Raw genomic sequence first — 16,265 nt, forward strand, 5'->3', positions numbered from 1 at the left:
TTAATCGCATTGGCAAAGTAATAGTTCGCATTCTGAAAGCTATTTTCGTCAGGAAGAAAAAATGTTGCCAATAGAAAAATATAAAAATGAAAAACATAATAGTAACAACCTTATTGTTTTTTGCATGGTCGTTTGGCTGGGCACAACAGGACAGTAGAAAACAGGTGCAACCCACAATATATACTTGTGTTATGCACCCAGAGGTGCGAATGAACAAGCCCGGCAACTGTCCAAAATGCGGAATGAAATTGGTGAAAGAAAAATCAAAAACTATTGTAGCACCAACAATTATCGATCATAAGATGCAAATGCCCATGAAAGACACCTCTAAAAAGATGGGGCAAATGCAAATGGACGATATGGATATGCCAAAAGAAAAATCAGATCCCATAAAAACGATTGTCAACAATACACCCCCGCATACTGTTCGCTATGATTTATATATAAGAGATACCATTGTAACGTTCGGAAAAAAGGCAAAACGAGCCATTGCGGTAAATGGACAAATTCCCATGCCCACACTTACTTTTACCGAAGGAGATACAGCGGAGATTTGGGTACACAATGAATTAGACGAAGAAACTTCATTGCATTGGCATGGCCTCTTTTTGCCTAATCAATACGATGGCGTACCTAATCTTACTCAAATGCCTATAAAAGCCCATACAACCCATTTATATAAATTTCCCATTATCCAACATGGTACGCATTGGTACCATAGCCATACAGAATTGCAGGAACAAATAGGTATGTATGGTGCTTTTATAATGAATAAAAGGAAAGAATGGGACATACCTACCATTGCTGTTGTGTTAAGCGATTGGACAGATATGAAGCCCAGACAGGTTAATCGCAACCTGCATAATGCCACCGATTGGTTTGCCATTAAAAAAGGGACTACACAGAGCTATGCAGAGGCTATAAAAACAGGGCATTTCAAAACTAAGGTTACCAATGAATGGAAGCGTATGACGGCTATGGATGTAAGCGATGTGTATTATGACAAATTTTTGATAAACGGAAAAAATCAAAATGAGCAACCTCAATTTAAAGCGGGAGACAAAGTAAGGTTACGTATAGCCAATGGTGGCGCATCTTCTTATTTTTGGCTCACCTATTCAGGTGGTAAAATAACGGTAGTTGCTACCGATGGTAACGATGTAGAACCTGTAGAAGTTGACAGACTGATTATAGCCGTTTCAGAAACTTACGATGTTGTTGTAACTATTCCGGAAAATAAGAGTTATGAATTTTTGGCTACCCCTGAAGATCGTACTAAGTCAGCCTCTTTATGGTTAGGTAGCGGAGAAAAAGTGTCTGCAACCAGGTTGCCAAAGCTGAAATATTTTGCCGGCATGAAAATGATGAACGACATGATGGACATGAAGGGAAATATGATAGAAATGGAAGGTATGGAAATGCGCAATCAGACCATGGATATGAACACCGTAATGTACCCGGAAATAACAGGCCCTGAGAATCCAATAGATACTATTAAAAAGGGCAATAATCCGGAGATGAAGATGGACACCAGCAGGAAAATAGGTGACAGCAAACAAATGCAGATGAATCAAGGCAACAAGAGTATGCCAGGAATGGATATGGCTAATAATAATACAGATATTGTAACGCTTAACTATGGTATGTTGCGTTCACCTGAAAAAACAACTTTGCCAGCCGGTCCTTTAAGGGTATTAAAATTTGACCTGACTGGAAATATGAACCGCTACGTGTGGACATTGGATAATAAAACCGTTTCAGAATCTGATAAGATTCTTATCAAAAAAGGCGAAAACCTGAGAATTATTCTTTTTAATAATAGTATGATGCGGCACCCTATGCACTTGCATGGCCACGATTTCAGGGTGCTGAATGGAGAGGGTGAATATGCTCCCATGAAAAATGTAATAGACATCATGCCAATGGAGAGGGATACTATAGAATTTGCAGCCACTGAAAGCGGTGATTGGTTTTTCCATTGTCATATTTTGTATCACATGATGAGTGGCATGGGTAGGGTTTTCAGTTATGAAAATTCGCCTCCAAACCCTGAAATACCCAATCCAAAACTGGCACAACGCAAATTATTCTGGGATGACAGGATGCCACACACAATGGCACGTGTCGGCCTTGAAAGCAATGGTAGTGATGGTGAGTTAATGTTTGGCAATACCCGTTACCGGTTGCAGACAGAATGGCGTGTAGGCTTAAATATGCACCATGGATATGAAAGTGAAAGCCATTTCGGAAGATACTTCGGAAGAATGCAATGGCTGTTCCCCTACATTGGATGGGATTTTCGTAAACGAATTTTAGACAACCCCTTTGAAAAAAATATGTTTGGGCAATTACTTGGCCCCAGGAAAAACCTATTTGGTCAAACCAATACAAAAAATTTCAGGCAGGTAATCCATGCTGGGGTTGAATACACACTACCTATGTTAATAATAGCTGATGCATCTATAGACAGTGAAGGAAAATTACGTTTTCAATTGAAAAGAGAGGATATTGGCATCACTAAGCGTTTACGGTTTAATTTTATGGCTAATACTGATAAGGAATATATGTTTGGTTTCCGGTATATCGTAACTAAATACTTTAACCTTTCCACACATTTTGATAGTGACATGGGATTAGGCGCTGGTATTACTTTAAGCTATTAAACAAATGTTAAGGCAAACAAGTAATCGAAGCCACTTATAGTAAGTCGTTCCTAAGCATAGCATCTAAATATAATTCATGATTAAAGTGTACAACCGGCAAGAATATTCTTGCCGGTATTAAGTGGTAAATTCGCGCCTCCTATTTTCTAACATAGCTTTAAAATTGGGGTCGATATATTTGATATATGTACTCGTATTTAGTTCTTAGTCTTAGTTTTAAATTAGCGGCCTCATTGTAATCCGATTTTTTTACATTAAAAAAATAACAATGCAGAAAATAGCACTTATAGTAATGATGATCGCATATTCTTTGATTGCAAATAGCCAGGATAATCTAAGATCCGCATTACTAAGCATGAACAAAAACGCCGGGGTGCTCGATAAACTGATATCACAGGTAGAAAACGACTTGAAAAAAGATAAGCATAGAGATATGGGCAAACTTGCTACCGGGTTGAAAAATGAACTTGTTTCAATCAATAGAACATTGAATACAATGGCAGAACCTGAACGAGGGGCAATAGCAAGCGTTATTTCTACTTACATTAATGATGTAGATAATTTTGGAAATCTTACTAATAAAGGACGCGTATTTGATAACGACAAACAGATGGGTGCTGCGTTTAACAGCATGAAAGCAGCACACATGCAATTCCGGGAATTATTAAAGACCATTTATTCGAAATCGCTGCAAAGCGAAGAACAAAAAGCACCGGCAAAACAATCTGCGCCAGTACAGGAATCAGTAGCAAAGGAGCCTATAAACCCTTCTGCACCTTATACAGAAGTTAACGTACTAATTGCAGAAAGTAAGAAAAAAATAAGTTTATACATAGATAGTATTCACATTGCTATGAAGAAAAATGACTTTGCCCGTGTGGGTAAATTGTCAAGCTATATTTCTAATAATTGCCTTCAAATAGAAGATTTATCATTATTACTTAAAACGGATCAAAAAGGAAACATAAAAGTTTTAAGTAGGGAACTAAGAACATATGGAGATGAATTGCAACAGCTTGCAAAAAAAGGTGCAATTGCTCATCATGCCATACATGAGGTGCTAGAAAAATCGGAAATTAAATTCAAAAGCCTGTCGGTTGCCCTTAACTTTGAACAATAATAAAGCTAATATGCCGCGAGAACAAGCTATAAATAATAATCGCTTATTCATAAGATGTGAAGCCGAAATTGTTTTTAACTGGGAAGAAAATTTAGTTCTGGCTGATCCAGGCCGTTTCATTTAGGCCGTATTTTATTATTTCAAGACCACGATAATCTCTTTGTAAACGACCTTAATATGAATTTATATATAAAGAATATGGTTTGTGACCGTTGTATCCTGGTTGTACGGCAGCAACTGGATAAACTGGATCTACCTTACGTCAATATTCAACTTGGAGAAGCAGAACTTTCAGGACTACCTCCTGCCTGGAAACTAGAAGCATTGAAAGAACAGCTTAATACACTTGGCTTCGAGCTTCTTGATGATAAGAAAAGCACCATCGTAGAAAAAATCAAGAATTTAATTATCCAACTTATTCATAGTGGTGATACTATTTCACTCACACAAAAAGCATCTGTAATATTGGCAGATAAAATAAAGTTGGACTATCATTATCTTACCGGACTATTTTCTGCTGTAGAAGGCATTACAATTGAAACTTATATTATTCTTCAGCGGATAGAACGGGTAAAGGAATTGCTGAGGTATGATGAACTGAGCCTAAGCGAAATTTCCGACAAGCTGGGGTATAGCAGTGTTCAGCACCTTTCGCAGCAGTTTAAGAAAGTTACAGGGCTTACCGCATCTCAGTTTAAGCAGTTGGAAGAAAATCACCGGAAACCATTGGATAAGGTTTAGTAGCATAAAATTATATAAACATTTCCCTGAATTGTATAACGCCGTTTAAAATGTAATATCTGAACTTTGCATGAGCCCAAATTCTATATTATGCTAAGTAGCTATAAGATATTCATTAAAGGAATGGTTTGCGACAGATGTATCCTTACTGTCAGAGAAGCACTTCATGATCTGCAAATACCGGTAACCGGTATCACTCTTGGAGAGATTACCACTGTTTCTGCTTTGTCAGAACCAGACATTGAAGCCATCCGGAAAAAGCTAAGCCCACTGGGATTCACCCTATTAGAAGATAAAAAGACCAAACTGGTAAGAGATGTCAAATCGCTGGTTGATAAGGTTTATTCGGGATCATATGATTTCGGGGACGGTTTCCGGTTCTCGGACCTTGTATCAACCACCTTGAATAAAGATTATAATGATGTTAGCAGTGTCTTCTCAGAATCCGAAGGTGTTACATTAGAGAAATATATCATGGAATATCGTACCGAAAAAGTAAAGGAATTACTGGTATATACAGATGAAACCCTTTCGGATATTGCTTTTAAGCTGGGCTATAGCAGCGGCGCCCATCTTTCCCGGCAATTTAAAGACCAAACCGGTCTCAATACCTCCCATTTTAAAGAAATCAGAAAGTCGAAGGAAGCTCTGTCGCATAAAGCAGAGCGCCTGCCTTAAAATTATATACAATTTAGGGTGAATAGTGTAACGCCTGTGCCCCGACGACGGAGTAGCTTTGCATAAAATGAGTATTTTATGTCATCAGCTATATTACATCAGGAAACGCCAGCCATCAGTAAACACAAAAGCAACTCAACAAAAGATACCTTTCCTGTATTGGAAATGACTTGCGCAGCCTGCGCCGTTAGCGTTGAATCCATGTTAAAATCGGTTCCCGGCGTAGAAGATGCCGGGGTTAATTTTGCCAATCAAACCGCCTGGGTACAATACAATCATGCTACGGTAACCCCTGAAATGCTCCAGAGCAGCGTCCGTTCTGTTGGTTACGACCTGGTGATCGATAAAGAAAATCAGGATGAAGTAAAGGAAGAAGCCCAGCAACGGCACTACCGGGAAGTGAAACAACGTACCATTTGGGCATCTGTATTATCGTTGCCTATTGTTATTATTGGTATGTTTTTCATGAATATGCCTTACGGTAATTGGATTATGATGGTGCTGGCCACTCCTGTAGTATTTTTCTTGGGCCGGAATTTCTTCATCAATGCCTGGAAGCAGGCAAAACACCACAAGGCCAATATGGATACCCTGGTAGCACTTAGCACGGGCATTGCCTGGCTGTTCAGTGCTTTTAATACCATCTATCCTGAATTCTGGCATCAGCGCGGATTGCATGCGCACGTTTATTTTGAGGCAGCCGCGGTAGTGATTGCATTCATCTCTTTAGGTAAACTGCTGGAAGAAAAGGCTAAATCCAATACGTCCTCCGCTATTAAGAAGCTCATCGGTCTTCAGCCGAAAACCGTGCTGCTGGTAGACGAATCTGGCAACACCCAGGAAATTCCCATCTCCCAGGTTAAAGTGCAGGACCTACTGCTGGTAAAACCGGGAGAAAAGATTCCCGTAGATGGAACTGTTGAAGACGGAACTTCTTATGTAGATGAAAGTATGATTACCGGTGAACCCGTACCTATCGCCAAAAGTAATGGGGATGCTGTTTTTGCAGGTACTATTAACCAGAAAGGCAGTTTTCGGTTCAGAGCAGAAAAAGTAGGCGCTAATACGCTCCTGGCCCAGATCATCAAAATGGTGCAGGAAGCACAAGGTAGTAAAGCACCGGTGCAAAAACTGGTAGATAAGATTGCCGGTATCTTCGTACCGGTGGTGATTGGTATCGCTATCCTCACCTTCTTTTCCTGGATGGTCTTTGGCGGTGATAATGCCTTTACGCATGCACTGCTTACTTCGGTGACCGTTTTAGTGATTGCATGCCCTTGTGCCCTGGGACTGGCAACGCCTACAGCTATCATGGTGGGCGTAGGTAAGGGTGCCGAAAATAATATCCTTATTAAAGACGCTGAAAGCCTGGAACTCGCCCATAAAGTAAATGCTATTATCCTCGATAAAACAGGCACTATCACAGAAGGTAAACCAGTGGTGACCGATATGGTATGGCATGCACAGACCGACAACCAGGCAACACTGGAATCAGTATTGTATTCCCTTGAACAGCAATCTGAACATCCCCTGGCTGAAGCGGTAGTCAATCACCTTAAAGACGGCGGCGCTGGAGCCGTAAAACTGACTGGCTTTGAGAGCCTTACTGGTCAAGGTATCCAGGGGGGCTATGAACATGAGATGTATTTGGTTGGTAACAGGAAATTAATGGATACAAACCACATCGTTATTGATCCGCAACTGGCCGCACAGGCGGAAAACTTACAGGAAGAGGCTAAGACAGTGATCTATTTTGCATCATCACGGCAGCTGCTGGCAGTCATCGCGATTGCTGATAAAATAAAACAAACCTCCAGCGAAGCCATCACTGCATTGCAGAAAGACGGCATCGAAGTATATATGCTTACAGGTGATAATGCGCATACTGCTGCCGCAGTAGCCAAAAAAGTAGGCTTAAAACAATTTAAAGCCGAAGTCCTTCCATCTCATAAAGCAGACTTTGTAAAAGAGCTACAGAAGACCGGCAAAGTGGTAGCAATGGTTGGAGATGGTATTAACGATTCCCAGGCACTGGCCCAGGCAGATGTTAGCATTGCAATGGGCAAAGGTTCTGACATTGCGATGGATGTTGCAAAAATGACTTTGATCACCTCTGATCTGAACAGTATTCCCAAAGCATTAAAACTTTCCAGGAAAACTGTCAGCACCATTAAACAGAACCTTTTCTGGGCATTTATCTACAATATCATCGGTATCCCGATTGCTGCAGGTATTTTGTTTCCCATCAACGGATTTTTGTTGGATCCAATGATCGCAGGCGCCGCTATGGCCCTCAGTTCTGTAAGCGTTGTCAGCAACAGTCTGCGTTTGAAAGCGGCGAAGTTATAACGAAACCGATTAAAAAGAAATCAATAAGTATGAACAATGTTCAGATCTGGCGAGCAGCCTGTATTATTCCGGAAACTGCATCGGCAGTAACCATTAAGTTTAATACAGACGGTCAGCCTTTTATATACAAGCCCGGACAATTTATCAATCTTACTTTAATTATCAATGACCAGGCCGTCACCAGGTCCTATTCTTTAAGTTCTGTACCGGGTATAGATCATCAGCCGGCCATCACTGTAAAAGCAGTGGCCGGCGGAATTATGAGTAATTATATCATTACGCATGCCGCAGCAATAAAAGATTGGCAGATTTCTGGCCCCTATGGCTCATTTGCTCCCACTGAAGCAACCTATTCGGCAAAACATATCGTACTGCTGGCGGGTGGAAGTGGCATTACACCATTGTATAGTATTGCAAGATCCGTGGTTGGCCATTCTCCGGAAACCAATGTTACGCTGATTTACGCGAACCGGACACAAAATGACAGCATCTTTAGAAAGGACATTGCATCCTGGCAGGAAAATTATCGCGGAAGAATTAATGTTCATTATGCGTTTTCCGCCCATGAAGGTGAGGATGCAGGAAACTTTATCAAAGGACGACTGAATAAACTGGTTACCCGCAAACTTATTAAACAAGGGATTGAAAAACCCCAAGAGGATGTTCATTATTTTATTTGCGGCCCTGCCGGATTGATGAAAATGCACCATGAGATGCTGGAAACCTGGCAGGTGCCGGCCAGCAATATCTTTATGGAATGGTTTTCTCCTGAGCCAATCAAGGAAGATGAAGTATTGCCACAGACGCCGCAGGAGGTATTACTGCATTTCTATGAACAATCCAATTTGTTAGATGTGAGTGTAGGTAAAACTATCCTGGAAGCTGCGCTGGAAGATAAAATACCGCTTCCCTATTCCTGTAAAGGCGGTACCTGCGGAATTTGTACAGCAAAACTCACAGCTGGCAAAGTAAAAATGCGTAACAACTATGCATTAAGACCGTCGGACATCGATGATGGAATGATTTTGCTATGCCAGAGTTTTCCCCTTACAGCCGACGTCACCGTGGAAATAGGATAAACCGGATAATTATATAAAACATAACAACTATAGTATAACAACGATACTAACACAACCAGTTAATTTTACATCATCAATCAGATAATTAACTTTTAAAGAAATAAATCATGGAAACAGTACAGTTCAAAACAAACATTAAATGCTCAGGTTGCATCGCCGCCGTTACTCCTGTATTAAATGAGGTAGCGGGTCAGGATAATTGGGAAGTAGATCTTCAGAGCCCGGATAAGTTATTAGTAGTTTCTACAGATAAGGCAGGAAAAGAGCAAATACAGCAGGCTATCGAAAAGGCAGGCTATAAAGCGGAAGCAATAGCATAGACAAATCAAAGGCCATACGACAAGTAAAGTCCGTATGGCCTTCTTTATTATATTTCAATAGTACGTTATTTAGGTGGTCATAAAACCAGAATCTAGTTTCTATCTATTCAATATAACCAGGCTTTTATTTTTGAAAATATGGAAATAGTTAGCGTAAAAAATATGGTCTGCCACCGTTGTATTATTATTGTTACGCAAAATGTTGAAAAACTGAATCTGGGGCTACAAAAAGTCTCTCTTGGAGAATTGATTTTTGCAACCCAAATAACAGCGGAACAAAAAAATCAGTTAAAAGAAATCCTGATATCCTTTGGCTTTGAAGTGATAGATGATGAGAAAACACGGATAGCGGAAAGGATAAAGCATATTATAATTAACCTCGTCCATTATCAGCAGGAAGAGATCAATAGTAATCTTTCAGACATCCTAAGCAACGATCTGAATTGCGTTTACAATTATCTATCCGGCCTATTTTCTGAAATAACAGGCCAAACAATCGAAAAGTACTACATCTCCCAGAAGATAGAGCGGGTCAAGGAGTTGTTGGATTATGATGAACTTACCCTAAGCGAAATTGCCAATTGTCTTAACTATTCCAGTGTGTCTTACCTGAGCAACCAATTTAAAAAGGTTGCGGGATTGCCTCCAAGCATGTATAAACAGCTTGATTGCGAAAGGCGGAAGTCGCTCGATAGAATATAACTATCGTATATTCTCATGCTTATAACATATTATCAAAATATACAATAATACTTCATTGTTAGTGATAGGGTGATGTGTCAGGACAGATTCTTTGCCCATCTTTAGGATTTCTTAAAAGAATATCTATCTTTACTCCATGAGTTCCAGGATCGGTAAAATATGGTTGATGATTGCTGTAATAGTGATTACTGCGCATAGCCTCGTTTTTCACGATCATGATCACTTCGCTAGCAATTCATTCAGTCACCACGATGAAGAAGACCATGAGAACCATAAAAAACATGGCCTCTTTGCGTTGAACCTGATTGATCACTGCTTTACCACCGATCCGGTTGGACATATCGATCCCCCTCTTACTGATCTGCATTACGTTGTAGTACCGCATCTTGTTAGCTTGCCAGATATTATCTGCTACCCGGTATTGAAATCAAGCTACCAACAGTTGCGGGAATTTCCACCACCACGACAGCAATTTTCTTTTTCTGCGCTAAGAGCACCCCCAATTTCCATTATCTGATTTCACCGGATTTCTTCTTACGGAAGGTTTAATAGGTCATCTCTACCTTCCCTCTTGTCTCTAACCGCTTCCGGTGGCGATTTTACTATCTTTTTATTGTTATGGTTTTTTTATACCTGTTACCACTGCCTGGTACAACGGTATTATAATTATTCGATATGTTGAATAAGATCATTGAATTTTCGATCCGCAATAAACTTATTGTGGGTTTACTGATATTGGGCCTTATTGGATATGGTATTTATGAGGTTACCAAATTGCCCATTGATGCTGTACCTGATATTACGGACAACCAGGTACAGATAATTACCGTAGCGCCTTCACTAGGCGCTCCTGATGTGGAACGGCTAATATCGTTCCCCATAGAACAGGCCAACAGCAATATTCCCGGCCTAAATAAGATCAGAAGTTTTTCCCGCTTTGGATTGTCTGTTGTTACAATTGTCTTTGATGATATTGTAGACGTTTACTGGGCCCGACAACAGGTGACTGAACGGCTGCAGGAAGTGCAAAGCCAGATACCAACTGGTTTTGGCATACCCAAACTGGCTCCTGTAACTACAGGGTTGGGAGAAATCTACCAGTATGTGGTGAGACCTAAGAAGGGTTATGAGGAGCGCTATTCTGCTATGGAGCTGCGTACAATACAGGACTGGATCGTACGGCGGCAGTTGCTGGGTGTAAAAGGCGTGGCGGATGTCAGCAGCTTTGGTGGATTCCTGAAACAGTATGAGATAGCTGTTGAGCCGGCCAAGCTCAAAGCCTATGGGATCACCATCAATGATGTATTCAATGCTTTACAGACCAACAACCAGAATACGGGAGGTGCTTATATTGAAAAAGGGCCTACCGTGCTTTTTATCCGCAGTGAAGGACTGGTAGGTACGGATGATGATATCCGAAAAATTGTGGTAAAAAATACGGCTAACGGAACACCCCTGTTAATCAGGGATGTTGGGCAAGTGCGGCTTGGATATGCCACCCGTTATGGAGCCATGACGTACAACGGTGAACGGGAAGTATCTGGCGCCGTGGTCATGATGCTGAAAGGTGCTAATAGTAATGAGGTGATCAAAAATATTAAGAACCGGATTGACCAGATTCAGAAAACATTGCCGGAAGGTGTGATGATTGATGCTTTTCTGGATAGGACAAAAATGGTGAACAATGCTATCGGCACCGTGGAAAGGAACCTGTTGGAAGGTGCGCTGATAGTGGTGTTTGTGCTGGTACTATTTCTTGGAAATTTCCGGGCCGGCCTTTTGGTAGCATCGGTTATTCCACTGGCCATGCTGGTAGCCGTGATCATGATGAACACTTTTGGGGTAAGTGGTAACCTGATGAGCCTTGGTGCGCTGGATTTTGGGCTGATCGTTGATGGTACGCTGATCATCGTAGAGGCCTGTATGTTCCGGTTGCATCATCATAATAAGTCTCTTATCACGCAGCGGGAAATGGACGACCTGGTATTGGAAACTTCTGGAAGAATGCGTAATGCAGCGGTGTTTGGAGAATTAATCATCCTGATCGTTTACCTGCCAATTTTTGCACTGGCCGGCGTGGAAGGGAAAATGTTCAAGCCGATGGCGCAAACGGTAGCTTTTGCGCTTTTTGGTGCATTCCTTCTTTCTTTGACCTATGTGCCAATGATGAGCGCCTTGGTGCTTAGTAAAAAGATCCCTTCCAAACCATCATGGTCCGACAGGATGATGGAAAAACTGCAACATCGTTACAGCAAGCTGCTAGACCAGGTTTTAGGCTTCCCAAAAGTATTGATCAGCACTGCGTTGGGTTTGCTGATGATAGCGCTGGTGGTACTCAGTCAGCTGGGAGGTGAATTTATTCCCCGGCTGGAAGAGGGCGACTTCGCTGTGGAAACGCGCGTACTTACCGGTAGCAATCTAAATACATCCATCACAGCAGTTTCACAGGGTGCGAAGATCCTGCTAACTAAATTCCCGGAAGTGGAAAAAGTGGTCGGCAAAACCGGTAGCAGTGAAATTCCTACTGACCCTATGCCGATTGATGCCAGTGATATGATGGTAATTCTGAAAGATAAAAAAGAATGGACTTCTGCCAAAACCTTTGATGAACTGACAGAAAAGATGTCCAAAGAACTGGAGGCAGTGCCAGGTGTGACCTTCGGGTTTCAGTATCCGGTACAGATGCGCTTCAATGAATTAATGACCGGCGCACGACAGGATGTAGTCTGCAAAATATATGGCGAAAACCTGGATAGTCTTGCTGTTTTGGCTAATCGTTTCGGTGCTGTAGTGGGTTCGGTTAAAGGCGCCACTGACCTGTATGTGGAAGCAGTAACCGGCATGCCGCAAATCGTGATTGAATACAACCGCGACGCTATTGCACAGTATGGCCTGAACATCACAGAAATTAACCGTATTGTGAATACAGCCTTCGCCGGCCAAAGCAGCGGGCTTGTTTATGAAGGAGAAAAACGTTTTGATCTGGTAGCCCGTCTGAGTGGGCAACAACGCCGGCAGCTGTCTGATGTGCAAAACCTACTGATCCCTACGCAACGTGGCGAACAGATCCCCCTGTACCTCGTAGCAAAAGTATCAATAGAAGAAGGTCCCAACCAGATACAGCGGGAAGATGCCCAGCGCCGCATTGTTGTTGGTTTTAATGTCCGTGGCCGTGATGTACAGTCGATTGTAGAAGAATTGCAGCAGAAGGTAGGGGCTAAGATCAAGCTACCGCCAGGTTACTATGTGACCTATGGTGGTGCTTTTGAAAATCTGGAGGCTGCCAAAAAGCGGTTGAGTATTGCTGTACCTGTGGCACTGTTGCTGATATTTTTTATGCTATATTTTGCTTTCAGCAGCGTGCGTCAGGGTTTACTGATCTATTCGGCCATACCATTGTCGGCCATAGGTGGGATTTTTGCGCTGGCCATCCGTGGTTTGCCCTTCAGTATCTCTGCGGGTATTGGTTTTATTGCCTTGTTTGGCGTGGCAGTACTCAACGGCATTGTATTGATCGCGGAATTCAACAGGCTGCAGAAAGAAGGGCTAAACGATGTCCGGGATATTGTGCTAAAGGGTTCCAGTGTACGCCTCCGGCCTGTGTTGATGACAGCTTCTGTGGCTTCTCTTGGCTTTCTGCCGATGGCATTGAGTACAGGAGCCGGCGCTGAAGTACAGCGGCCTCTGGCTACTGTAGTGATCGGAGGATTAGTAGTAGCTACCTTACTGACTTTGTTTGTATTACCAGCCCTATACATAATTTTCGAGAAAAGTCGCCTTTCAAAACTACCGAAGAGCGCTGTTATGCTGTTGTTGCCGGTCTTTTTACTGCTGGCTCCCAATACGCACGCCCAACAACCCATTACACTTAACGCTGCGATTGATACAGCATTAGCGAATAACCTGACCATGCGTAATCAGCAATTGAATGCGAACTATCTGGAAAAGTTAAAACAAGCAGGCTGGGACGTAAACCAGACGATGATAAGCGGGGAATACGGCAAGATCAACAGTGCTTACAATGATAACCGCTTTAGTATCTCTCAAACTATAAAATTCCCGGTTATCTATAACCGACAGAAAAGCCTCCTACAGGACGAATGGAAGGAAGGAGCGCTGAATGTGGTGCTGAAACAAACTGAATTAAAAAAACAGGTGACATTGGTGTATTACCAAATGATATACCTGCGTGGTAAAAAGGAACTGCTTCTGTATACAGATAGTATTTATGCCATGTTCCTGGACAAAGCCTCACAACGTTTTAAGCTGGGGGAAAGTAACCTGTTGGAAAAAACTACGGCGGAAACGCAACGCGGTCAGATTGCTCAGCAATTGAAGCTGCTGCAACAGGATTACAGCATTTTGCAGGCCAGGTTGAAAGTACTGCTGAATACTACCTCAGATATTGAACCAGCTAATGATCCGCTGAAAATGTTGATGCCTGCTGCTATTGATTCTACGGCGCTTTCAAAACATCCTTATGCACAGCTGTTAGCGCAGCAACAGCAAACCAGTCAGTCGAGGTATAAGCTGGAAAAATCACGTCTGCTGCCAGATCTTGTTGTTACTTACAATAATATGTCTATGCGTGGCATGGGTGCTGACGATAAAGAATATACCGGTAGTACGCGCTTTCAGGCTGCTCAGGTGGGTGTAGGTATTCCGCTTTTTTTCGGGGCACAGAAAGCGAAAATCGGTGCACAAAAGATTAATCAGGAACTGGCAGAGAACAACTATCAGTCGGGCCTTCAGCAACTCAGATTGCAATACGAGGAAGCCGTAAAACAAATCGACAAGGCGATACAGGCGGTGGATTATTATGAGCAAACAGGCTTGCCAAATGCTGAAACAATTATTACAACTGCGCAGCAGCAATTTATCGGCGGGGATATCAACTACCTCGACTGGGTAATGCTCAACAATCAGGCTTTCACCCTGAAGAATGAATACCTGGATGCTGTGAATAATCTTAACCAGGCTGTTATCGACATCAATACTTTATTAAACAGGTAAATTTTTGGGATACATGAAACAATTTGTTATTGCTATATGCGCGTTACTGGTTTCCTGCGGCAGTGGTCCAAAACAAGATGAAAAAGTTCCGTCTTCCAAAAAGGAAGGACTCGTAGAATTAACCGCGGACCAGATGAAAAATTCAGGCGTTGTTATTGCGGGTATGGAAAAACGCCGCATTGCATCGGTTATTAAGGTGAACGGTCAAATTGATGTTCCTCCGCAGAATATGGTGAGCATCAGTTTTCCATTGGGAGGCTTCCTGAAGTCCACTAATCTTTTACCCGGCATGCATGTGAATAAAGGGGCGGTGATCGGGGTTATGGAAGATCAGCAATTCATCCAGCTGCAGCAGGACTATCTGACATCATCCGCTAAATTGGATTATCTGGAAAAAGAGTATAACCGGCAACGGGAGTTGAATAAAACCAAAGCTACCAGCGATAAAATGTTTGAGCAAACGGAGGCGGAATTCAGAAGTCAGCGGATTTTGAATAAATCATTATCAGAAAAATTGCAGCTGATCGGCATCAATACTTCACATCTCAGTGAAAACAGTATTTCTAAAAGCGTGAGCATCTACTCGCCCATAAACGGTTTTGTATCGAAGGTAAATGTGAATATCGGAAAGTTCGTGAATCCTTCCGATGTGTTGTTTGAGATTGTAAATCCGGCTGATATTCATCTGGCGCTAACGGTATTTGAGAAGGATGTAAACAAGCTATCTGTTGGCCAAATAGTTACTGCTTATACCAATGCAGAGCCTGATAAGAAATATCTATGTAAAATCATTTTGATCGGTAAAGATCTTTCTCCGGAAAGAAGTGTACAGGTCCATTGTCATTTTGAACAGTATGACAAGGTGCTTATTCCAGGGACTTTTATGAATGGTGAAGTAGAAGCAGCGAACGACAGCACCTGGTCATTGCCGGAAGATGCAGTAGTACGCTATGAGAGCAAGGAATTTGTTTTCTGCAAACGAGAGCAAAACATCTTTGAAATGACGCCGGTAAAAACAGGCAATCATGAAAACGGATTTATTGAGATTGTAGTGGATGGTGCTAATAATTTACTGCAAAAACAGTTTGTCACCAAAGGAGCCTATTCCCTGTTAATGAAAGTTAAGAATACGGAAGAGGAATAATCTGATACTACAAGCAGTATTTGTTTCCCGGATGGAGTAGTTAATGTTTGGCTTTCCATCCGGGTTATCAGATTTTGATAAGGTTATACCAATATGACCATAATATTTTATCATAGTCTAATCAATAGCCAGATGCACAAAAACAAGGCTTCCACCGGGCAAAAAAGCAGTGCCAAGCCCCGTAGAAAAAAACTGTCTAACAAGGATATTTTCATGATCATCGCAACGGTGATTATGGCACTCCTGCTTGTTGCTTATGTTGTGCTTTATATGGTCCACTATTCCAGACTGATTGAACATCACCCATAGTTATGAATGGGTTTTAATAATAAACTTATTGTCATTGCAAACAGTTTTTCCCTTTTTACTGTTCAGAAATTGGCTTCTAACAGGTCATAATTTCCCTTTCCTATCGAGTGAACATCCAACCAGTATAAAATCTTACAAACCTTTGTG

11 protein-coding genes are annotated in these 16,265 nt (G+C 41.9%); all 11 read left to right on the forward strand.

Annotation, left to right across the window (positions count from 1 at the left end; all coding sequences use genetic code 11):
* Nucleotides 1-86: 86 nt before the first annotated feature.
* Entirely contained in the window at nt 87-2,663 is a 2,577-nt protein-coding gene (locus UNH61_RS05005) for a multicopper oxidase domain-containing protein (RefSeq protein WP_326991026.1), read from the forward strand.
* 268 nt (nt 2,664-2,931) lie between these two features.
* Nucleotides 2,932-3,783 (forward strand): hypothetical protein, encoded by an 852-nt coding sequence (locus UNH61_RS05010; protein ID WP_326991027.1) that lies wholly within the window; start codon nt 2,932-2,934, stop codon nt 3,781-3,783.
* Between the two features lie 177 nt (nt 3,784-3,960).
* Nucleotides 3,961-4,524 carry an AraC family transcriptional regulator gene (locus UNH61_RS05015; RefSeq protein ID WP_326991028.1) on the forward strand — a complete coding sequence of 188 codons (564 nt, stop codon included), beginning with the start codon at nt 3,961-3,963 and terminating at the stop codon, nt 4,522-4,524.
* 90 nt (nt 4,525-4,614) lie between these two features.
* The gene (locus UNH61_RS05020) at nt 4,615-5,202 is read left to right on the forward strand and encodes an AraC family transcriptional regulator (protein WP_326991029.1); all 588 of its coding nucleotides are present in this window, start codon (nt 4,615-4,617) and stop codon (nt 5,200-5,202) included.
* A gap of 78 nt (nt 5,203-5,280) precedes the next feature.
* Nucleotides 5,281-7,551 (forward strand): heavy metal translocating P-type ATPase, encoded by a 2,271-nt coding sequence (locus UNH61_RS05025; RefSeq protein WP_326991030.1) that lies wholly within the window; start codon nt 5,281-5,283, stop codon nt 7,549-7,551.
* 29 nt (nt 7,552-7,580) lie between these two features.
* Nucleotides 7,581-8,630 (forward strand): iron-sulfur cluster-binding domain-containing protein, encoded by a 1,050-nt coding sequence (locus UNH61_RS05030; protein WP_326991031.1) that lies wholly within the window; start codon nt 7,581-7,583, stop codon nt 8,628-8,630.
* Nucleotides 8,631-8,737: 107 nt separating this feature from the next.
* Complete coding sequence (locus UNH61_RS05035; protein ID WP_326991032.1) at nt 8,738-8,950, forward strand: heavy-metal-associated domain-containing protein; 213 nt, start codon at nt 8,738-8,740, stop codon at nt 8,948-8,950.
* Between the two features lie 138 nt (nt 8,951-9,088).
* A complete protein-coding gene (locus tag UNH61_RS05040; RefSeq protein WP_326991033.1) occupies nt 9,089-9,652 on the forward strand; it encodes an AraC family transcriptional regulator in 564 nt (187 codons plus the stop codon).
* Between the two features lie 136 nt (nt 9,653-9,788).
* Nucleotides 9,789-10,169: a hypothetical protein gene (locus UNH61_RS05045; RefSeq protein ID WP_326991034.1), complete on the forward strand. Its 381-nt coding sequence runs from the start codon at nt 9,789-9,791 to the stop codon at nt 10,167-10,169.
* Between the two features lie 158 nt (nt 10,170-10,327).
* Nucleotides 10,328-14,665: a CusA/CzcA family heavy metal efflux RND transporter gene (locus tag UNH61_RS05050; RefSeq protein WP_326991035.1), complete on the forward strand. Its 4,338-nt coding sequence runs from the start codon at nt 10,328-10,330 to the stop codon at nt 14,663-14,665.
* A 13-nt stretch (nt 14,666-14,678) separates the two neighbouring features.
* Entirely contained in the window at nt 14,679-15,809 is a 1,131-nt protein-coding gene (locus UNH61_RS05055; protein ID WP_326991036.1) for an efflux RND transporter periplasmic adaptor subunit, read from the forward strand.
* Nucleotides 15,810-16,265 lie beyond the last annotated feature (456 nt).

It is taken from the genome of Chitinophaga sp. 180180018-3 (assembly GCF_037893185.1).
GTDB lineage: Bacteria > Bacteroidota > Bacteroidia > Chitinophagales > Chitinophagaceae > Chitinophaga.

Bases quoted from the DNA above. Each gene is read 5' to 3' on its own strand.
- UNH61_RS05005 (WP_326991026.1), top strand. From the start codon at position 87: ATGAAAAACATAATAGTAACAACCTTATTGTTTTTTGCATGGTCGTTT.
- UNH61_RS05010 (WP_326991027.1), top strand. From the start codon at position 2,932: ATGCAGAAAATAGCACTTATAGTAATGATGATCGCATATTCTTTGATT.
- UNH61_RS05015 (WP_326991028.1), top strand. From the start codon at position 3,961: ATGAATTTATATATAAAGAATATGGTTTGTGACCGTTGTATCCTGGTT.
- UNH61_RS05020 (WP_326991029.1), top strand. From the start codon at position 4,615: ATGCTAAGTAGCTATAAGATATTCATTAAAGGAATGGTTTGCGACAGA.
- UNH61_RS05025 (WP_326991030.1), top strand. From the start codon at position 5,281: ATGTCATCAGCTATATTACATCAGGAAACGCCAGCCATCAGTAAACAC.
- UNH61_RS05030 (WP_326991031.1), top strand. From the start codon at position 7,581: ATGAACAATGTTCAGATCTGGCGAGCAGCCTGTATTATTCCGGAAACT.
- UNH61_RS05035 (WP_326991032.1), top strand. From the start codon at position 8,738: ATGGAAACAGTACAGTTCAAAACAAACATTAAATGCTCAGGTTGCATC.
- UNH61_RS05040 (WP_326991033.1), top strand. From the start codon at position 9,089: ATGGAAATAGTTAGCGTAAAAAATATGGTCTGCCACCGTTGTATTATT.
- UNH61_RS05045 (WP_326991034.1), top strand. From the start codon at position 9,789: ATGAGTTCCAGGATCGGTAAAATATGGTTGATGATTGCTGTAATAGTG.
- UNH61_RS05050 (WP_326991035.1), top strand. From the start codon at position 10,328: ATGTTGAATAAGATCATTGAATTTTCGATCCGCAATAAACTTATTGTG.
- UNH61_RS05055 (WP_326991036.1), top strand. From the start codon at position 14,679: ATGAAACAATTTGTTATTGCTATATGCGCGTTACTGGTTTCCTGCGGC.